The following is an 18,559-nucleotide window of genomic DNA, read 5'->3' as shown; positions in this document are numbered from 1 at the left end:
ATTCCAACAGAGGACCTATCTGCCATGTGGCGAGCATCTGACCACCGTTACGAGTCCATGACCTATCACCGGTGCGGACACTCCGGGCTGAAACTGCCAGCGCTGTCACTGGGGCTATGGCACAACTTCGGCGAAGACACGGCCGATGCCAGCAAGCGCGCCATCTGCCACAAAGCCTTTGATCTGGGTATCACCCACTTTGATCTGGCCAATAACTACGGCCCGCCGGCGGGTTCCGCCGAAGAGGCCTTTGGCCGCATTCTTCGCACCGACTTTGCCGGCTACCGGGATGAGCTGGTGATCTCCACCAAGGCGGGCTACAACATGTGGCCCGGCCCCTACGGCGAGTGGGGCAGCCGCAAATACCTGATTTCCAGCTGCGACCAGAGCCTGAAGCGGCTGGGGGTGGATTACGTCGATATCTTCTATTCCCACCGTTTTGACCCGGATACGCCGCTGGAAGAAACCATGATGGCACTGGACCAGATTGTCCGCTCTGGCCGCGCTCTCTATGTCGGCATCTCCTCCTACAATTCACAGCGCACCCGCGAAGCCGTGGCGATTCTGCGTGAGCTGGGAACGCCCTGCCTGATCCACCAGCCCAGCTACTCCATGCTTAACCGCTGGGTGGAGGAGGATGGCCTGCTGGATACACTGGACGAACTGGGCGTGGGCTCCATCGTCTTTTCCCCGCTGGCGCAGGGCATGCTCACCAGCAAGTATCTGCACGGCGTGCCGGAAGGTAGCCGTCTGACGCAGGGCAAATCCCTGCGTGAAGAGTTTCTCAGCGATGCCGTGCTGGACAATATCCGTAAACTCAATGCCATTGCCGAGCGCCGTGGCCAGACACTGGCGCAGATGGCCATCGCCTGGGTGCTGCGCGGTGGACGGGTCACCACCGCACTGATCGGCGCCAGTCGCCCTGAACAGGTGGAAGACTGCGTGGGCGCACTGGCCAACCGTGATTTCACTGCGGAAGAGCTGGCGGAAATCGACCGCTACGCCAATGATGCCAATATCAATATCTGGGCGGCATCGGCAGAGCGTCCGGGGCCAGCGAGGAAGAAATAGCGGGTAAGGTAAAGCACGAATAAGCCAAGGGAGGCTGGTGCCTCCCTTGGTTTATCAGATGTTTAAGTCTTAGTACGCCATCAATCGCCAGTCATGGCGATGTTCCATAAAGCCAGTTGCGGCCCTTTGTTATTGCATATCCCGTGCTTAACACCGGCCACGATACCTTCACTGTCTCCCCGCCGTGCTGCGAATGCAGAGAGGGGAGGTCCCAGCTGGTCAGGCAGCGGCAGGAGAGCAGCGCCAGCGGCCTTTCAGCCTGTTACGGGAAATACCCTCATAACGAATAACACCATCGCCACCCGCTGCGAGATCAACGCACCCACAATTCCTTACCGGAATGATGTCTTGCCAAATCTTCGTTTGAGTCCGTTTTCGCCGCCACAGATACTGCGGCCTTTGCGAGTGGGCTCTGTCAGGCTGTCTACCCCACCTTCAGCCTTGCTGTACTCCGCCGTATTTCAACAACAGCTTGCCGGGTGAATTCAGTGAAAATACAAAGCGAACGGGTGAAGAACATTCAGAGCTCACCCAGCCTGACCATTTCTGCCATTGCCAAAGAGATGGTGGCGCGCGGTGAGCCGGTGATTGATCTCAGCATTGGCGAGCCAGACTTTAATACCCCTGCCCATATTATTGAGGCCGCCCATCAGGCCATGCTGGCCGGGCAGACGCGCTATACCGCGCCTGCAGGTACTGAAGCGCTGCGCAGGGCAGTGGCGGCCAAGTTCAAACGGGAGAACGGCCTTGAATACAGCCCGCAGCAGATCACCATTGGTAACGGGGCCAAGCAGCTGCTGTTCAATGCCTTCGCTGCGACGCTGGAGCAGGGCGATGAGGTGATTATTCCTGCGCCTTACTGGGTCTCTTACGCTGATATTGTTCGCCTGAACGGCGGTGTGCCGGTGGTGATTGACTGCCCCGAGCAGCAGGACTTCAAGCTGACACCTGCGCAGTTGCAGGCGGCGTTCACCGAGCGTACCCGCTGGGTGATGTTTAACTCACCCTGCAATCCGACCGGGATGATCTACACCCGCGACGAGTTTGCCGCACTGGGCGAGGTGCTGGCGCAGCGCCCTGACGTGCTGATTCTGTCGGATGAAATCTACGAGCACATTGCACTGGGCAATACGCCTTTTGTGTCCTTTGTGCAGGCTTGCCCGGCGCTGCAAGAGCGCACCATGGTGCTGAACGGTGTATCCAAAGCCTACGCCATGACCGGCTGGCGGCTGGGCTACGCCGCTGGCCCACAGGAGCTGATCACGGCGCTGAACAAGCTGCAGTCACAGAGCACCGGCTGCCCGTCGGCCATCTCTCAGGCGGCGGCACTGGCCGCGCTGGAGGGGCCGCAGGATTTCGTCGTGGCGGCAACGACGGAATACCGTGCCCGGGGTCAGCTGGTGGTGCGTGCGCTGCAGGCGATCAGCGGGCTGACGCTGGCGGTGCCCGATGGCGCCTTCTATGCCTTCCCTAACTGTGCCGCTTATCTGGGCAAGCGCACGCCAGACGGGCAGGTGCTGGGCACTGACACCGAGCTGGTGCGCTATCTGCTGGAACAGGGCAAGGTGGCGATGGTGCCAGGGTCTGCCTTCGGCATTCCGGGCTATATCCGCCTGAGCTTTGCAACTTCGCGGGAAAATCTGGAGGTCGCACTGGGCCGTATTCGGCAGACGCTGGAGAGCCTGCAGGACTGACGCAGGCATATGGCGGCGACCGGTGAGGTTGACCCGGTCGCCGTGACCTGTCGTGTGCCTGAGCTCAGGCGTCCATTGCCTCCTCGCGAAGCGATGTCAGCAGCGATCCCAGATCCCCCTCCTGCAGACCCAGCGCGGTATCCATACAGGCCGTGAGCAATGCGGCTTTGCTGTCTTCATCAGTCAGTGCCCGGGCGATGGCCATCCCCCCCACCATCAGTGCGGTAATCGCCAGCGCCCGTTGCTGACGATGCTGGCTATTCCCGCTAAGGCGTTCTTCCACAGGCTCCAGACCCGCCTCAATGACATTATTCAGACCATGAAATACCCGGGTGTAGGCATCGCGGACGCCTTTGTCACGGTTGGCGATGTCGGTGGACAGAAACGCCATCGGGCAGGGGAAAAACTGCAGCGCCAGATGCTCGTTACTAAGATAGCTGTTGATCACCTGTCGCGCGGTCTGCGCCGGATCACTGAGGTTTTTCAGGACATTGGCCACACCGCTGTGGCGGCTGGCGGCAATAATGGATTCCCGGTACAGCTCCTGCTTTGAGCGGAAGTGGGCATAGAAAGCACCGCGTGTCAGCCCGGCAGCTTCCATGACCTGATCGATGGATACGGCATCAAAACCCTTGGTGGAAAACAGCTCTGCCGCCGCCCGCACGATGCGTTCGCGTGACTGTTGCTTGTGCTCAGGGGCGTAGGGCATGGCGATATTCTCTCTGTGACAGGTTAGGGCCAGCCCAGTATAGAGACGATGCAGCTGTCAAAATATGTTCTTTAACATATTTTGGCGGCGCCTATGATTATCAGCATCGCAGGCGATGTGCCTGTAACCGCTTCAGGAGGTGCACATGAAACCGACTCTGCAGACGCAACTGGTGGTCATCGGCTCTGGCCCGGGTGGCTATTCCGCGGCTTTCCGTGCTGCCGATCTGGGCATGGACGTCACGCTGATCGAGCGCTACAGCGAGCTGGGAGGCGTCTGTCTCAATGTCGGCTGCATTCCGTCCAAAGCCCTGCTGCATGTGGCGCAGATTCGGCGGGAAGTCAGCACGGCAGCTCATGTCGGCTTGAGCTTCAGTGACAACGGGGTGGATCTGGACAAGGTGCGCACTTTCAAGCAAAGCAGCGTCGACAAGCTCTCCGGCGGTGTCTCTGCTATGGCCAAAGAGCGCAAGGTGCGGGTGCTGCAGGGCTATGCACGTTTCAGCGGCAGCCATCAGTTGCTCATTGAGCAGGAGGATGGTGTGCAGCCGCTGCAGTTTGAGCAGGCGATCATCGCGACCGGGTCACGCAGTGTGCAGCTACCCTTTCTGCCCAAGGATGACCCGCGGGTGTGGGATTCCACCGCTGCGCTGGAACTACGCAGCATTCCTCCACGCCTGTTGGTCATTGGCGGCGGTATTATCGGACTGGAACTGGGGACGGTGTATCAGTCCCTCGGCAGTCAGGTCACCGTGGTTGAGGCCGCGTCGCAGCTGGTGCCTGCCGCAGATAAGGATCTTGTCGATATTTTCCAGCGCAGTAACAAGGATTACCTCAGGGTACTGCTCAGCACCAAAGTGACGGCTGTCGCCGCGGCTGAAAAGGCACTGACGGTGACACTGGAGGATGCCAAAGGCCAGCCCGCTGAGGAGGAGTTTGATGCCATTCTGGTGGCGGTAGGGCGGCGTCCTAACGGCTTGCTGCTGGATGCGGATAAGGCGGGCATCGCGGTGGACGAGCGCGGCTTTATTCCAGTCAGCAAACAGATGCAAACCAGCCAGCCGCACATCTTCGCCATTGGCGATATCGCCGGTGAGCCGATGCTGGCGCACAAGGCCACCCATGAAGGTCATGTGGCGGCAGAGGTCGCTGCAGGGCATCAGCATAGCTTTGGCGCGCTGGTGATCCCCTCCATTGCCTACACCAACCCGGAGATTGCCTGGGTTGGACTGACGGAAAAGCAGGCCAGACAACAGGGGCTGGCTTATCAGGTGGCGGCTTTCCCGTGGAAGTTCAATGGCCGTGCCATCGGTGCGGATCGCGTCGACGGTAAAACCAAGCTGATCTATGACGAGGCCACCGGCAGACTGCTGGGCGCCGGTCTGGTGGGCATCAATGCCGGTGAACTGCTGGCGGAGCTGACCCTGGCTATCGAGTTCGGTGCCACGGTGGATGATATTGCCCTGACCATTCATGCGCATCCCACCCTCAGTGAGTCGGTGGGGCTGGCGGCAGAGCTGGCAGTGGGCACCATTACCGATCTGCCTAATCCCAAAGCACAAAAACGCTGAAACAGCCCCGGCAGCTGGGCGCTATGCCTTGTTCTCGGCGCCAGGGTGTCGGGCGGGGCGTCGCTCGCCTGCCAGGGGAGCAACAGATAACTCGTGATAAGCGATTCAGCCCTGGTCAGAGGACAATCAAGATGAAACGAATTGTGGTCACCGGCATGGGGATAGTCAGCCCGCTTGGTTGTGGGGTGGAGACGGTCTGGCAGCGGCTGCTGGCGGGCCAGTCGGGCATTACCCTGCTGCCCGATGCGATTACTGAAGATATTGCTGCCAAGGTGGGCGGCAGGGTGCCAGCCAAAGCCGATGACGCCGAAGGCGGCTTTGATGCCGATGACTGGGTGCCCGGCAAAGAGCAGAAGAAGATGGACCGCTTTATCCTGTTTGCAGTTGCGGCCGCCCGGCAGGCGCTGCAGCAGGCAGGCTGGGTGGCGAACACGGCTGAGCAGCAGGAGCGTACCGCCACGGTGATTGCCTCCGGCATTGGTGGTTTTGGTGCCATCGCCGATGCGGTACGTACCACCGACAGTCGCGGCCCGCGACGGCTGTCGCCCTTCACGATCCCCAGCTTTCTGGTCAATCTGGCAGCTGGTCATATTTCCATCATGCATGGCTTCAAGGGGCCGCTGGGCGCACCGGTGACCGCCTGCGCTGCAGGCGTACAAGCCATTGGTGATGCTGCACGGATGATTCATGCAGGTGAGGCAGACATTGCTGTGTGTGGTGGCGCTGAGGCTTCCATTGACCGCGTCAGTCTGGGCGGATTTGCTGCAGCGCGGGCGCTATCGACCGGCTTCAGTGACTGCCCGGAGCAGGCTTCCCGTCCTTTTGATCAGGCTCGTGATGGCTTTGTAATGGGCGAGGGCGCCGGTGTGCTGGTGATTGAAGAGCTGCAGCATGCGCTGCAGCGTGGTGCGACGCCCATCGTCGAGCTGGTGGGTTATGGCACCAGTGCCGATGCCTACCACCTGACCGCTGGGCCGGAGGATGGCAGTGGTGCACGCCGTGCCATGGCGCTGGCGCTACGGCAGGCGGGCATTGAGGCCTCGGCGGTGCAGCATCTGAACGCGCATGCTACGTCTACGCCGGTAGGTGACAAGGGTGAGCTGGCGGCTATTCGCGCCCTGTTTGGCGAGTCATCACAGGTGGTTGTTACATCCACCAAGTCTTCCACAGGCCACTTGCTCGGCGCAGCGGGGGGAATTGAAGCAATTTTTACCGCGCTGGCCATCCGTGATCAGATCGCGCCCGCAACCCTCAATCTGCAGCAGCCGGATGAGGCTGCCGCGGGGATTGATCTGGTGCGCGGTCAGGCGCGGCCGATGGCTATCGAATACGCGTTATCCAATGGCTTCGGCTTTGGTGGGGTCAATGCCAGTGTGCTGTTTAAACGGTATGGTGGGTGACTCAGTCTGGTATAGCTGTTCAGGGGGCAACCACTGAACAGCTATTGATGATGGCAACCATCATTGTCTGTGCATTTTCCATCGCATCAGCTGGCATCGTCTCTGTCATCGGCGTAGCCAGCAGTTGGTAGACAACCGCATAGTTTTTTACTCGCCCGGCATAGAGACCATGTAGCGCATGGGCTGTGCCATTCAGCGCCGATGTATGCGCCAGATGGATATGCGACTGGTGAAACGGGATTGATGTACTTGCTTCGACCTTATCTATCAATTGCGCTTTTTCGGCGGCTGCCAGCCAGTTGCTGAACGCCTTCTGGCTAAGCTGCGTATTCGAGTCACTGGTGGTGGCATCTTGTAATAGCGGTGTTGAATGGGTTGGAAGAGGTGTGCCTACGACAGTAAGTGACCAGAGGAAATCAGAGTCGTCATGCTCGAACTGATAAGCGGTACTGCTTTGAAAGGTCGTTGAAGAAGAGTGAAATCCCTTCTCATTGAGCCGTTTCATATCACAGCTAAGCGTGTCAGCGGCTGCTCTCAACGAGAACAGCATCATGGATACCAGACAGGCCGATAGCTGGAGTGCGTTAAACAGCGAGATTGTTTTCTCTTTCATCTTTCAGTTCTTCCTTGATCCATTCCCGCGTTTGCTCCAGCAGTTGCTCAGACAGCTCCGGATCAGTCACGCTACGTGACAGGCTCAGGGCGCCGACCATGGCTGACAGCATCACCGCCGCATGGGGAGCATCAGCATGATCACTGTGCAGCAGGCTCAGCAGGCGTTCGACGATTTTATCGGTGGTGGCACTGGCCTTGCCCAGCTGGCCCATTTCCATCGACATGGTGGGCAAGGCGCAGCCTTTTTCCGGTGTATCGCGGTGGCGGATGGAGAGATAACTGTCTACCAGCCTGGCGGCTCCGCCTTCCTGATCATGCAGTTTACGCCAGTAGTCACTGCTCTGCTGCGCAGCATTCTGCAGGGCCTGTTCGACCAGATCATCCTTGGATTTGAAGTGGGCATAGAATCCGCCATGGGTCAGCCCCAGGGCTTTCATCAGTGGCTGCAGGCCCGTGGCGGTAATGCCATCGCGGCGGAAGCGGCGGGAGGCTTCCTGCAGAATCTGCTGGTTGGTTTCCGCTTTGTGATCTTTGGAGTAGCGCATGGGTCGTTTCACTCCTGCAAATGGTCCGCCGGGCGGTGAGATGGTATGTTGATCGTCATTCTACACCCAAGGTCGAACAGAAACCCACCAGCAATCGGCGTAGGCTGCTTTTTCTATGACGATAATCATATAAATCCTGCCAACCATTATCTGACCTGATCTTCAAGGAGCAGACCATGAGCCAGTCTTCTGCCACGCCCACATTGCTGTATCTGCAGGATTTGCAGGTTGGCCAGCGTTTTGTCAGCGGCGTACACAGCCTGACGGCGGAGCAGATCAAGCAGTTCGCTGCCGAGTTTGACCCGCAGCCTTTCCACCTTGATGAAGACGCAGCACAACAGACCTTCTTTGCCGGGCTGGCGGCCTCGGGCTGGCACACCGCTGCGCTGACCATGCGTATGCTGGTGGAAAGTGTGCCCATTGCGGGCGGACTGGTCGGTGCCGGGGGTGAGGTGCAGTGGAAGGCGCCGACCCGCCCGGGTGATCAGCTGCGGGCTGAGAGTGAAATTATCGAGATCACGCCATCACGCTCGCGGCCTGACCGGGGTATGGTGGTAATGCGTACCACTACGTACAACCAGGACAATCAGGCGCTACAGATCTTTACCGGGCGAATAGTGGTGCCCTGTCGGTCCTGACAAGGCGCTGCCGCCTCCCGGTTATTCAATCGCTTCCAGCAGGGTGGCGACACCCTGACCGCCGCCGACACACTGGGTGGACAGGGCGTAACGACCACCTTCACGCTGTAACAGTGCAGCTGCCTTGCCGGTAATACGGGCGCCTGTCGCTCCCAGCGGGTGGCCGATAGCCATCGCTCCACCGTCAAGGTTGACCCTGTTCATATCCAGCCCCAACTCGCGAATGCAGGCCAGTGCCTGACTGGCAAAGGCTTCGTTGATTTCCACCACATCCAGCTCATCGGCACGAACGCCACAACGCTGCAGCAGTTTCCGGGTGGCGTACAGCGGCCCCATGCCCATGATTTCCGGAGCACAGCCAGCCGTGGCAACCCCCTTGATCCGGGCCAGCATCGGCAGCCGGTGCCGCCGGGCATAGTCCTCACTGCACACCAGTACCGCTGCAGCCCCATCAGTGAGCGGTGATGAGGTTGCCGCCGTCACCGAGCCCAGTGCATGGAAGGCCGGTTTCAGCCCGGCCAGAATGTCCATGCTGGTGCCGGGACGGATGCAGCCGTCTGCGCTAATCAGACTGTCATCGCTGCCAATGGGCACTATTTCCGTCATCAGCCTGCCTTGTTGCTGAGCAGCGGTGGCTTTGGCATGGGAGCTGACTGCCAGCTGATCCTGATCGGTACGGCTGATGGCAAAGCGCTGTGCGACTTCTTCGGCAGTGTGACCCATGGTGATGTAGGCCGTGGGGTAGTGCTCCATCAGGCTGGGGTTGGGGGAAAAGTTGAAACCGCCCATGGGCACACGGGTCATGGACTCAACACCTGCGCAGATAAACGCCTCGCCTGCGCCGATGTGAATTTGCCCGACCGCATAGTGTATGGCGGTCATGGAGGAGCCGCAGAAGCGGTTGATGGTAACGCCTGCAACGGACTGCGGCAGCCCCGCCAGAAAGCCGGTGATACGGGCAATATTCATCCCTTGTTCTGCTTCGGGGTAGGCGCAGCCCATGATCAGGTCTTCGATACTGCCGGGGTCGATATCCAGCGCCGCGATCAGCCCTTTTACTACCTGCGCCGCCAGATCATCCGGGCGTACTTCTGTCAGCTCTCCCTTACGGGCGAAATGGAAAGGTGAGCGGCGGTAACCGGCGATCACGGCGCTATTCATGGTGTTTTCTCCTCATAAGTCAGGCAGATCGGTGATCTTCCCGAGCATGGCTCTGCGTGCTGAGCGGCTGCCATTGAATGACAGGTATCATTTAAAATGTCGGTCATCATACTAAAAGTCAACAGGTTGTTTTTTGTACTGCTCTGAATAGTCAGACCCTATTGCACTGATCAGAAATTAAACGCTGGCATTTTAAAATTATGGTCGTAATATAAATTGCATGTCGATCATCATTCAATGAAACGAAAACCCATTCAGACGAGGACAACATCATGACTCAGCAGCATTCAGGTATTGCCGTGGTAACAGGCGCTTCCAGCGGTATCGGTAAAAGCTATGCACGTCAGCTGGCCGCAGCGGGTTATGACCTGCTGCTGGTAGCCCGCGATATTCAGCGCTTGCAGGTACTGGCCGCAGAGCTGCAGGAGGCCGCTGCGGTGAGGGTTGAGGTGCTGCAGGCCGACCTGACTTCTCGCGCTGATTCCGCACTGGTTGAGCAGCGCCTGCGCAGTGATGAACGTATCGTCATGCTGGTCAATAATGCCGGCATGAGCATCTCCGGCAGCTTTGTTGAGGCTGACTTTGATCAGGTGGAGAGCATGATCCAGCTCAATATCGTGGCGCTGACCCGGCTGGCCCGCGCGGCGGCCGAGGGCTTTGTTCAGCGTGGCAAGGGGACGCTGATCAATATCGCCTCGGTGCTGGCACTGATGCCGGAAAACTTTGGCACCACTTACAACGCCACCAAGGCCTATGTGCTGTCTCTCAGTGAGTCGCTGGCCCATGAGCTGGGTGAGCAGGGGGTGCGGGTACAGGCTGTATTGCCGGGACTGACCCGCACCGAAATCTTTGACCGTGCCGGTGTTGACGTGAATGCTCTGCCTGCCCATATGGTGATGGAGGTGGATGATATGGTGGGTGCCGCTCTGCGCGGTCTGGCACTGGGGGAACGGGTGACGGTGCCTTCCCTGCCTGATGCAGGGCAGCTGAGCCGCTTTGTGGATGCACGCCGGGCCATGGCTCCGAATCTGTCCCTGAGCACCCCCGCGGCACGTTATCTGTCCTGATCACGGCGGTGAATGACCGCATCTGACCCGTTAATCTCACATCCTCTCAAGGCCGCCAGCTTGCTTCTGGCGGCCTTGCTGTCTTTAATGCATGAACGCTTGATACATGAACGTCTGATGTATAAGCGCCGGACATCCATGAGGGATGACGGCCTCAGTACTGTCTGCTGCTTGCCGCCGCTGCGCGGTCATAGCGGCCACGTTCTTCAGGGATGAACATTATGCGCTTCACGCTTGCTGCACTGCTGGCCCTGGTTGCCTTGCCACCTGCTCACGCTGACATCTATTTCTGTCTGGTCAATGGCGTAAAAACCTATTCCGATCATCCCTGCGGGGAAGTGGAAAAGGTGATGCCGTCAACCGTGCAGCCCGGTGTGGTGGTCAATGAAACACCCGTACCGGAAGAGCAGGGCATGGTCTATGGCTATCAGGTGCTGCCTGATAACCACAGTACCGCCCGCAGCCGACGCCATTCGACGCTCAAATACACCGAGCCGGAGATGCGCTCCTACGCCGAGTTCAGCCGTGTCGTGGAGGGGATGACCCCGGCACTGGTACGCCGGGCCTGGGGCAAGCCCGACCGCAGCACCGGTACGCACTGGGTGTATCTGAATATGCGAGGGGATGTGTACCGTGAAGTGTTTTTCAGCGGCGGGCGGGTCAGTTCATTCAGTGAATAGACCCCCTCCAGACCGCGAGGTTAATACGCAGCAGTTGCGCACACGTTGTCAGGCCGGCCAGCGCAGGGTCGCCCTGACCCCTCCCTCGGCGGCATTGATCAGCTCGACGGTGCCGCGATGCAGTTCCATGATCTCCCGCACAAAGCTCAGCCCCAGCCCGGTACTTTTTGACCGGCCACCGGGGCGTGACAGCGAGAAGAAACGCTCATAAATCTTGTCCAGTGCGAAGGCCGGAATACCCGGCCCTTCATCGCTGATCTGCAGCCAGTATCCCTGTTGATCCTTGCCCGCCTGCAGGCGGATACAGCCTCCCTCCGGGGAGAAGTCGATGGCGTTGTCGAGCAGGTTGGCGATGGCCTGTTGCAGCAAAAAGGGCTCGGCACTGACCTCAATAGCTGCCATGGACTGACTGTCGATCTGCAGCTGCCGGGCCTGTATCTGCGGCATGCGCTCATCCAGCAGGGTGCTGAACAGCGGCTTGAGTGCCAGCGTCTGGGTATCCCCCAGCGTGCGGCGGTTTTCCAGTGAGGCCAGTGCCAGCAGGCGTTGCACCAGCGCTGTCATGCGTTCAGTCAGCTGGCTGATATTACTGAGGAACTTGCGTTGCTGGGCGGGCGGCACATCGGGCTCCAGCAGAATTTCAGTGGCGCCGCGCAGCCCTGTCAGCGGGGCTTTCAGCTCGTGTGTCAGGGTGTGAACGTAGCGCTCGACATAATCCTTGTCGGCCAGCTGTTGCTGCATATCCGTCATCGCCGCGGCGACTTGTTGCAGTTCGCGGTCATGCAGCACCGGTGCTGTCACCCGGGTATGGGTTGCCAGCTGCCGGGCATAGCTGACCAGCTTGTGGGTCGAGCGGGTCAGCCAGTAGCTCATCAGCCAGCCGAACACCAGCGACAATAACCCCAGAATGATGGCGTAGTGGGTCAGCTTGGCGGCGGAATGAGCGAGGAATCCGCCAAAGCGGGCGATGCGTTTGTAGACGCTGACCACCCCGACAATCTGATCACCCGTCCTGATCGGTGCGGCCACATGAATGATGGAGCTGAGGCCCTCTGCCGCCAGCGGTTCGGTCTTGCTGGTCCGGGCGCCGTATTCGCCACGCAGCGTCAGGGCCACATCACGCCAGCGTGAATAGTCGGCGCCTATGTCATGGCCGCTGGTATTGAAGAGCACCCGGCCGCTGGCATCGGTGACGTAAAAATTGAGATCGGGCTGCTGCTTCAGCTCCTGATAGATCTGCGCATGCAGCTGCCGCTGCTGGTACTCACGATTGGCGCTGTCCAGCGCGGTGAAATCGATGGTGCCTTTGCCGAGGTCGGTGCTGAGCTGGGCCGCCAGCAGGTTGGCCGTATCCACCAGCGTTTCTTCTGCTACCTGACGGACATTGAGGTCCAGCTCATCCAGTGCTTTCTGCAGCATGATCCAGCACAGGCTGCCCGCCAGCAGAAAATAGACGAAGAACAGTCGCAGGCTGAAGCTGGGCCGATAGCGGCGCAGACGCTGCCACAGACTGCTCATGAACGGCCCTGCAGTTTCAGGCTGTAGCCCACACCGCGATGGGTCTGGATCGGATCGTCCTGCTGATGAATGTCCCGCAGCTTGGCGCGCAGGGTCTTGATATGGGTATCGATCACCCGCTCATCGGAGGGGTGATTGGGTGTCCAGATGCTTTCCATCAGCTGCGGGCGGGTCAGTACCCGGCCATTGGCTTTCAGCAGAGCCTCCAGCAAACCGAATTCCGCCAGCGTCAGTTGCACAGGCTGCTGGTGAAACTGCACCTGCCGGGTATCACTGTCGAGCTGCAGGGCGCCATGACGTCGGACATTCGCTGCGGTGGTGCTGAGGGAGGTGGTGTCGGCGGCCGTGGCCCGGGGTGTGACCGGCGGGCTGGCGGCCAGGGTCAGGCGCTTCAGCACAGCCTTCACCCGGGCGACCACCTCGCGGGGGCTGAAAGGCTTGGTGACGTAGTCATCGGCACCAATCTCCAGACCGAGGATACGGTCGATTTCTTCACTGCGGGCCGTCAGCATGATCACCGGCAGCTGTGACTGCTGACGCAGGGTGCGCAGCACATCAAAGCCGCTCATGTCCGGCAGACCGACATCCAGAATGACCAGATCGAAAGGCGTCTGACCGCTGCCCTGATTTAGCGCCTGCATGGCGGCCTGGGCGGTCTCCAGCCAGGTGACCTGAAAGTAATCCTTCTCCAGAGCGTAGGTCAGGGTGTCGGCAATGGAGGATTCGTCTTCGACAATCAGGATGTGCAGTGACGATGACATGGAGCGCGGGTCCTTCAGATTCCTTTGAATGCAGATCCGGCACAGCGTTGCCCGGCGAGGTGTCTGGCGGCTGTTGCAGGAAGACGCCCACCTTCCCATAGCTGCCGGGGGCTGTCCACGACTTCACCGAATCTCCTCGTGGCTGGGGGAAGTGCTGCCATCTTCATCCAATCCCCACACAAGCTCCGTTTTCACCACGCGCTCTGCCCACGGCCTCTTTCTACAGTGACTGGCAACCGCAGAGCTGATGCTCTGTCGCCCGACTCCCTCCAGCACAAGGAGACTGTGGATGAACGCCCCTGCCACTCTACTCACCTCGTTTCGCCGTAAACCTCTGGTTCTGCTGCTGTCTCTCTGCATGGCCAGTGCCGCCCACGCCACCGAAACCCGTGAAGAGCCGGGCATCGGCATGATGCTGGTGCAGACGCCTGCGGGTGTCAGCCAGCCCATGACCCTGCTGGATACGGCCTATGATGTCAGCGTCACTGGCATGCAGCTCAGCGCAGAGGTAACCCAGCATTTCTCCAACCCTTCCAGCCAGTGGGCCAATGCCCGCTATGTTTTCCCCCTGCCGGAAAAGGCCGCCGTGCGGCGCCTGCTGGTGACGATCGGTGAACGCCAGATCGAAGGGCTGATTCGCGAGAAAGATGAAGCCCGGCAGACCTTTGAACAGGCCAAAGCTGAAGGCAGGCAGGCGGCGCTGGTGGAGCAGCAGCGCGCCAATCTGTTTAGTATCGAGATCGCCAATGTGGCGCCGGGCGCGGCCATCAGCGTTGAGCTGGAATATGTCGATCAGGTCAGTTATCGCGACGGGCAGTTCAGCCTGCGTATTCCCACCACCCTGACGCCGCGCTATATCCCGGGCTTCGCACAAATGCCTGACAGTTTCGAGCAGGTGGCTACGTCGGGTCACGGCTGGGCGTTACCCACTGATGTGGTGGCTGATGCCGACAAGATCACGCCGCCGCAGATCGCGACCGCGCTGAGCAGTGATAACGAGCCTGACGGTGAGAGTGAACAGATCAGGACCCATCAGCTGGCCTTCCGTGCGCATCTGGATACCGGGCTGGCGCTCGACAGTGTCAGCAGCAGTACCGATGCCATTCACTGGCAGGCCAGCGCCTCGGGTGTGGACGTTAGTCTGGAGGGCCAGAGCCGGCTGGATCACGATCTGGCCCTGAGCTGGACGCCGAAACCTTCCGCTCAGCCTCAGGCGGCACTGTTTACCCAGCAGCAGGGGGGTCAGCATTACGGCTTGCTGATGGTGATGCCGCCGGTGATCCGTCAGCAACCGCTGCCACGGGAAGTGACCTTTGTGATTGATACCTCGGGCTCAATGGCTGGGGAGTCGATCCGGCAGGCACGGGATGCCCTGCAGCTGGCACTGGACCGCCTGTCGCCGCAGGATCGCTTCAATGTGATTGAGTTCAACTCCAGCACCTTCCCGCTGTTTTCCAACCCCCGGCCAGCGGATGAGTACGGCCTGACGATGGCGCGGCGGTTCGTCAATGGTCTGGATGCTGATGGCGGCACCGAGATGTACGGTGCACTGCAGCAGGCGCTGCGTGAGCGTGATGAACGGCAATGGGCACCCGAGGAGGGCTATTTGCAACAGATCGTCTTTATCACCGATGGCGCCGTCGGTGACGAAGCGCGACTGTTTGAGCTGATCAATCAGCAGCTGGGTGATAAGCGGCTGTTCACCGTGGGGATCGGTTCGGCGCCCAACTCCTACTTCATGCGCAAGGCGGCCCAGTTTGGCCGTGGCACCTTTACCTACATCGCTAACCCCAATGATGTGGCGCCACAGATGAATGCGCTGTTCAACAAACTGGAGTCACCGGTGGCCCGGGAGCTGGTGGTGAACTGGCCACAGGGTGCGCAGGTCGAGCAGTATCCGCAGCGGGTGCCTGATCTTTATGCCGGTGAGCCACTGATGATGGCCTTTCGCAGCGAGCAGCCGGTCACCTCAGTGGAGGTCAGCGGTAAGCTCGGCATACAGCCGTGGCAGCAGTCGGCTCAGGCGGCCAGCAGTGCAGATAACAGTCTGGGCAGTCTGTGGGCACGGGAGAAGATTGAGAGCCTGCTCGACACCCTGAGCGAAGGCCGCAGTGAAGAAGAGATCAGGCCACAGGTACTGGCGCTGGGGCTGGCACATCACCTGCTGACGCCCTACACCAGTCTGGTGGCTGTCGACAAGGAACCGGTCAAACCCATGGATGCCAGCAGTCAGGATCAGGCCATTGCTAACCTGATGCCACTTGGCAATACCATGACGCTCGGCAATCCCCTCAGTAGTCTGGCCTTTCCCAGTACCGCGACCCCGGCTGAGCTACTCAGCATGCTGGCCACGGCGATGCTGATTCTGGCGGCACTGGTGGCATGGTTGCAGCGCCGCCAGCAGCGTCTGGACTGCAGAAAGCAGATGGCCATCGCTGTGCGCCCGGATACAACGGAGCCAGCAGGATGCTGAGGATCAGGCCATGGATATATCGGCTTACTTTCTGGCTCTTGCTAATGAGCGCAGTCGTACTGGGAGCACAGGCCAGCAGCATCTATCTCAAGGCCTGGCTGGCACAGGCACTGATTGCCAGTGCCTGGCAACAGAGCCTGACCAGCGGGCAGCCAGCCAAACCCTGGCCCTGGGCCGATACCTGGCCGGTAGCTGCTATCCACTGGTCCGCACTGGCCGGGCCACTTTATGTGATGAATGCCGCGGGCGGTGAGGGGCTGGCCTTCGGCCCGGCGTTGGTAGAAGGCTCCCCGCAGCCAGTGCAGGGTGGTGATATTGTCATCGGCGGGCATCGTGATACCCACTTTCGTGGGCTGCAAACGCTGAAGACGGGGGATCTGATCGAGTTGACTGACCAGCGAGGGAAGCGCCATCGCTACCGTGTCAGCCGTATTCATATCGTCGATAGTGGTAAAGATCCGCTGATCCCGGCTAACCGCAACGGCCTGACCCTGATTACCTGTTATCCGTTTGAGGCGCTGATCCCGGGCGGGCCACTGCGGTATGTGGTGGAGGCAGTGAGTGTGGCAGTGTGAGCAGCTGGCAGCTGTTATTACGACGGCTGCCAGCTGATCGAGAACCTCTGCTGAGAGGTTATTTGTTGTTCTGCATGGCCTGCAATACCGCCAGCAGACTGGCGAGGTTGTCAGAGACTCCGGCCTGCGCCACTTTTTCCGTGGCAGCGGCGCCTGCCATGGTATCGACACTGTATAGCTGCATGACTCCCTGAGTGGAGGCAGCCTGAGCCAGCGTAGTTTGCTGTTGCTGGGCAAGCACCGCATTCTGGTAAAGGATGCCGGTGCTGTGGGACATGGCCTGATAGAGCGAACTCATGGCCATCGCAGGCGCTTCACCCACTACTTTGGTGTTGGCCTGGGTTACGGCATCGGTAATCTGACTATTCACTGCTGTAGGAAATGACATGTTTTTCCCCTCGTATTAACCGTCTGTTGATCGTAGCCTGACGACGCAAGACATACTGCAGCTTTACCCATCGCAGCGCTAACCCCTCCTGCTCATGGCAGGTAAGTTGGACGATCACAAGTCGTGCATTTGAAAAAGCCGGGTGTTTGGCCCAAGACTCTGCTTAGTAGTTGACCCACTCACTCTCTTTGCTGTCACGATCGCTTTGCTGCTTGCTGACGTATGAAGCCAGTAAGGTGTTGTGGTGGGGCTGGTTGTTGCCCGGTGAGTGGTGTAAAAACGTTGGCTGCAGAATCGATATTGCCGGCAAAGTGCCGCGTCCAATCAATGACATGCAGGGAGTAATCATGTCGTCTCTGGAGTACGAGCAGAATCAGGTTGATGCTTATGTCGATCATCTGGCCGAAGTGAACAAGGCCAATCAGGTGGTCGCTACCTCTGATCTCTATAACGAGCAGGGGGTTCTGCTGGCTAAACAGGGAACGTCCATCAGCAGCAAGATGGCGGAAAAGCTGATCCGCCATAAGCTGCGTAAACCACTGGAGCAAAGCGTTGCCCTTGAGCACAGCCTCAGCGGTGAGCAGTTGCTGGCGGATATCGACAAGCAGTGGTCAGCCGCTGCGGATTTGCAGTGCCTCAGCCGCCACGTTACCGAAGCCAGCCTGCGTGAAGCGCGCGACCGGGTGATGCGTCTGCCGATGCTGGTGCAGAAGCTGACGGTGCTGCGTGAGCGTCTGCCTGATCAGTATGACAAGGCGCTGTATTGCGCCTGGTTCGGGCTGGCAATTGCCACCCGTCTGCAGCGCCCCGATGCCAAACCGGTGGAGGTGTTTATCGCTGGTCTGGCTCACGATATCGGCATGCTGCATATCGATCCGGCCATTGTGAATAAAAGCGGTGAGCTGAGCCCGGAAGAGTGGCGGGCGATTCAGAGCCATGTGGTGATTGGCAAGGTGTGTCTGGAGTCGATGAGCAGTGTGCCCCGTGCTGTTGCGGTGGCGGTGCTGGAACACCACGAGCGCTGCGATGGCTCCGGTTATCCGTCAGCCCGTTTTGCTGATGAGCTGTCACTGATGGGGCAGATTGTTGCCATCACCGACATGCTGTACGCCATTCGCTTCTCTACCGATCCGAAGCGCAACAGCGATCTGCAACTGCTGTTGCCGGTATTGCAGGTCAACGATTACAGCTTCGCCGCCGAGGTCTATGAGGCCACGCGTTTCCTGATCAAGACCGCCGGGATACGCTCACCGCGGCTGTATAGTGAGGATGCCGACCTGCTGCAACGGCTGCCGAAGCTGCTGGTACTGGCTCAGACCCTCAAACGCTATGAAGCCTCTGTGGTCCATCTCAATCAGCATCTGCCTGTTGATCAGATGAACCGGCGCCAGCTGCGCAGTCTGGCTGCCACCGGGCTGGCACTGGAAAATCTGCTGATTCGCTCCGGCATGACCAGTGAAGGGCTGATTCGCTGGGTGTCGCATGTTCATCAGGCAAAACTGCAACCGGCCTATGCCGAGATGGAAGAGGTCGACCTGATGTTCGATGAGCTGCTGTGGCGCTTCCGCGATTTGCGCCGCCTGCTGCATCTGGTGCAGAAAGATGCCCCCGAGTCGCTGCGGCCCCTGCTGGCGGCGATAGAGCGTTCCTTCAATGATGCAGCCAAAGAACGCCAATCTGTGATAGCGTGAAGG

The 18,559-nt window shown here is 59.5% G+C and carries 17 protein-coding genes; 10 read left to right on the top strand and 7 right to left on the bottom strand.

Annotated elements, in window-relative coordinates; all coding sequences use genetic code 11:
- The first annotated feature begins 24 nt into the window (after nt 1–24).
- Together mgrA and QCD60_RS04305 are read left to right on the top strand one after the other, a co-directional pair.
- On the top strand, nt 25–1,071 hold the full coding sequence (gene mgrA, locus QCD60_RS04310; protein ID WP_279782749.1) for an L-glyceraldehyde 3-phosphate reductase: 1,047 nt from the start codon (nt 25–27) through the stop codon (nt 1,069–1,071).
- A 488-nt stretch (nt 1,072–1,559) separates the two neighbouring features.
- A complete protein-coding gene (locus tag QCD60_RS04305) occupies nt 1,560–2,765 on the top strand; it encodes a pyridoxal phosphate-dependent aminotransferase (protein ID WP_347950015.1) in 1,206 nt (401 codons plus the stop codon).
- Nucleotides 2,766–2,829: 64 nt separating this feature from the next.
- On the opposite strand, the gene QCD60_RS04300 is transcribed toward QCD60_RS04305, so the two are convergent.
- Nucleotides 2,830–3,474, bottom strand: a complete 645-nt coding sequence (locus tag QCD60_RS04300; protein ID WP_279782745.1) for a helix-turn-helix domain containing protein — start codon at nt 3,472–3,474, stop codon at nt 2,830–2,832.
- Between the two features lie 145 nt (nt 3,475–3,619).
- Here QCD60_RS04300 and lpdA point away from each other — a divergent pair, with 145 nt between their 5' ends.
- Nucleotides 3,620–5,044 carry a dihydrolipoyl dehydrogenase gene (gene lpdA / locus QCD60_RS04295; RefSeq protein WP_279782743.1) on the top strand — a complete coding sequence of 475 codons (1,425 nt, stop codon included), beginning with the start codon at nt 3,620–3,622 and terminating at the stop codon, nt 5,042–5,044.
- Between the two features lie 131 nt (nt 5,045–5,175).
- Nucleotides 5,176–6,444, top strand: a complete 1,269-nt coding sequence (gene fabF, locus QCD60_RS04290) for a beta-ketoacyl-ACP synthase II (RefSeq protein ID WP_279782740.1) — start codon at nt 5,176–5,178, stop codon at nt 6,442–6,444.
- A gap of 19 nt (nt 6,445–6,463) precedes the next feature.
- Here fabF and QCD60_RS04285 read toward each other — a convergent pair whose 3' ends face one another.
- Together QCD60_RS04285 and QCD60_RS04280 are read right to left on the bottom strand one after the other, a co-directional pair.
- Complete coding sequence (locus QCD60_RS04285; protein ID WP_279782738.1) at nt 6,464–7,057, bottom strand: hypothetical protein; 594 nt, start codon at nt 7,055–7,057, stop codon at nt 6,464–6,466.
- The gene (locus tag QCD60_RS04280) at nt 7,029–7,604 is read right to left on the bottom strand and encodes a TetR/AcrR family transcriptional regulator (RefSeq protein ID WP_279782736.1); all 576 of its coding nucleotides are present in this window, start codon (nt 7,602–7,604) and stop codon (nt 7,029–7,031) included. Before QCD60_RS04280 ends, QCD60_RS04285 begins: the two co-directional genes overlap by 29 nt.
- 176 nt (nt 7,605–7,780) lie before the next feature.
- On the opposite strand from QCD60_RS04280, the gene QCD60_RS04275 reads away from it, so the two are divergent.
- Nucleotides 7,781–8,242 carry a MaoC family dehydratase gene (locus QCD60_RS04275; RefSeq protein ID WP_279782734.1) on the top strand — a complete coding sequence of 154 codons (462 nt, stop codon included), beginning with the start codon at nt 7,781–7,783 and terminating at the stop codon, nt 8,240–8,242.
- Nucleotides 8,243–8,263: 21 nt separating this feature from the next.
- Here QCD60_RS04275 and QCD60_RS04270 read toward each other — a convergent pair whose 3' ends face one another.
- Nucleotides 8,264–9,403 carry a thiolase family protein gene (locus QCD60_RS04270; protein ID WP_279782732.1) on the bottom strand — a complete coding sequence of 380 codons (1,140 nt, stop codon included), beginning with the start codon at nt 9,401–9,403 and terminating at the stop codon, nt 8,264–8,266.
- A gap of 272 nt (nt 9,404–9,675) precedes the next feature.
- Between QCD60_RS04270 and QCD60_RS04265 the strand changes: the two genes are divergently transcribed.
- Entirely contained in the window at nt 9,676–10,470 is a 795-nt protein-coding gene (locus tag QCD60_RS04265) for an SDR family oxidoreductase (protein WP_279782730.1), read from the top strand.
- A gap of 221 nt (nt 10,471–10,691) precedes the next feature.
- Nucleotides 10,692–11,150, top strand: a complete 459-nt coding sequence (locus tag QCD60_RS04260; RefSeq protein WP_279782728.1) for a DUF4124 domain-containing protein — start codon at nt 10,692–10,694, stop codon at nt 11,148–11,150.
- Between the two features lie 48 nt (nt 11,151–11,198).
- Here the strand turns inward: QCD60_RS04260 and creC are convergent, their stop codons facing one another.
- Nucleotides 11,199–12,668, bottom strand: a complete 1,470-nt coding sequence (gene creC, locus QCD60_RS04255; protein ID WP_279782726.1) for a two-component system sensor histidine kinase CreC — start codon at nt 12,666–12,668, stop codon at nt 11,199–11,201.
- The gene (creB, locus tag QCD60_RS04250) at nt 12,665–13,429 is read right to left on the bottom strand and encodes a two-component system response regulator CreB (protein ID WP_279782724.1); all 765 of its coding nucleotides are present in this window, start codon (nt 13,427–13,429) and stop codon (nt 12,665–12,667) included. The genes creC and creB overlap by 4 nt, the downstream gene beginning before the upstream one ends.
- Nucleotides 13,430–13,718: 289 nt before the next feature.
- On the opposite strand from creB, the gene QCD60_RS04245 reads away from it, so the two are divergent.
- Both QCD60_RS04245 and QCD60_RS04240 read left to right on the top strand, forming a co-directional pair.
- Complete coding sequence (locus QCD60_RS04245) at nt 13,719–15,902, top strand: marine proteobacterial sortase target protein (RefSeq protein WP_279782722.1); 2,184 nt, start codon at nt 13,719–13,721, stop codon at nt 15,900–15,902.
- Nucleotides 15,903–15,946: 44 nt separating this feature from the next.
- Nucleotides 15,947–16,477, top strand: a complete 531-nt coding sequence (locus QCD60_RS04240) for a class GN sortase (RefSeq protein WP_279782720.1) — start codon at nt 15,947–15,949, stop codon at nt 16,475–16,477.
- Nucleotides 16,478–16,535: 58 nt separating this feature from the next.
- Here QCD60_RS04240 and QCD60_RS04235 read toward each other — a convergent pair whose 3' ends face one another.
- Nucleotides 16,536–16,865 carry a RebB family R body protein gene (locus QCD60_RS04235; RefSeq protein WP_279782718.1) on the bottom strand — a complete coding sequence of 110 codons (330 nt, stop codon included), beginning with the start codon at nt 16,863–16,865 and terminating at the stop codon, nt 16,536–16,538.
- A gap of 347 nt (nt 16,866–17,212) precedes the next feature.
- Between QCD60_RS04235 and QCD60_RS04230 the strand changes: the two genes are divergently transcribed.
- Entirely contained in the window at nt 17,213–18,556 is a 1,344-nt protein-coding gene (locus QCD60_RS04230; RefSeq protein WP_279782716.1) for an HD domain-containing phosphohydrolase, read from the top strand.
- Nucleotides 18,557–18,559: the final 3 nt, after the last annotated feature.

Origin of the sequence: Pokkaliibacter sp. MBI-7 (genome assembly GCF_029846635.1) — a bacterium.
Lineage (GTDB): Bacteria > Pseudomonadota > Gammaproteobacteria > Pseudomonadales > Balneatricaceae > Pokkaliibacter.
Note: the sequence above shows the minus strand (reverse complement) of the source record. Positions and strands in the feature narration are given on the sequence as shown.

What these genes read in the sequence shown, in the direction of transcription:
- QCD60_RS04300 (WP_279782745.1), bottom strand. Translation starts at nt 3,474, where the DNA reads ATGCCCTACGCCCCTGAGCACAAGCAACAGTCACGCGAACGCATCGTG.
- creB (WP_279782724.1), bottom strand. Translation starts at nt 13,429, where the DNA reads ATGTCATCGTCACTGCACATCCTGATTGTCGAAGACGAATCCTCCATT.
- QCD60_RS04230 (WP_279782716.1), top strand. Translation starts at nt 17,213, where the DNA reads ATGTCGTCTCTGGAGTACGAGCAGAATCAGGTTGATGCTTATGTCGAT.
- lpdA (WP_279782743.1), top strand. Translation starts at nt 3,620, where the DNA reads ATGAAACCGACTCTGCAGACGCAACTGGTGGTCATCGGCTCTGGCCCG.
- fabF (WP_279782740.1), top strand. Translation starts at nt 5,176, where the DNA reads ATGAAACGAATTGTGGTCACCGGCATGGGGATAGTCAGCCCGCTTGGT.
- QCD60_RS04275 (WP_279782734.1), top strand. Translation starts at nt 7,781, where the DNA reads ATGAGCCAGTCTTCTGCCACGCCCACATTGCTGTATCTGCAGGATTTG.
- QCD60_RS04265 (WP_279782730.1), top strand. Translation starts at nt 9,676, where the DNA reads ATGACTCAGCAGCATTCAGGTATTGCCGTGGTAACAGGCGCTTCCAGC.
- creC (WP_279782726.1), bottom strand. Translation starts at nt 12,668, where the DNA reads ATGAGCAGTCTGTGGCAGCGTCTGCGCCGCTATCGGCCCAGCTTCAGC.
- QCD60_RS04270 (WP_279782732.1), bottom strand. Translation starts at nt 9,403, where the DNA reads ATGAATAGCGCCGTGATCGCCGGTTACCGCCGCTCACCTTTCCATTTC.
- QCD60_RS04240 (WP_279782720.1), top strand. Translation starts at nt 15,947, where the DNA reads ATGAGCGCAGTCGTACTGGGAGCACAGGCCAGCAGCATCTATCTCAAG.
- mgrA (WP_279782749.1), top strand. Translation starts at nt 25, where the DNA reads ATGTGGCGAGCATCTGACCACCGTTACGAGTCCATGACCTATCACCGG.
- QCD60_RS04280 (WP_279782736.1), bottom strand. Translation starts at nt 7,604, where the DNA reads ATGCGCTACTCCAAAGATCACAAAGCGGAAACCAACCAGCAGATTCTG.
- QCD60_RS04245 (WP_279782722.1), top strand. Translation starts at nt 13,719, where the DNA reads ATGAACGCCCCTGCCACTCTACTCACCTCGTTTCGCCGTAAACCTCTG.
- QCD60_RS04285 (WP_279782738.1), bottom strand. Translation starts at nt 7,057, where the DNA reads ATGAAAGAGAAAACAATCTCGCTGTTTAACGCACTCCAGCTATCGGCC.
- QCD60_RS04235 (WP_279782718.1), bottom strand. Translation starts at nt 16,865, where the DNA reads ATGTCATTTCCTACAGCAGTGAATAGTCAGATTACCGATGCCGTAACC.
- QCD60_RS04260 (WP_279782728.1), top strand. Translation starts at nt 10,692, where the DNA reads ATGCGCTTCACGCTTGCTGCACTGCTGGCCCTGGTTGCCTTGCCACCT.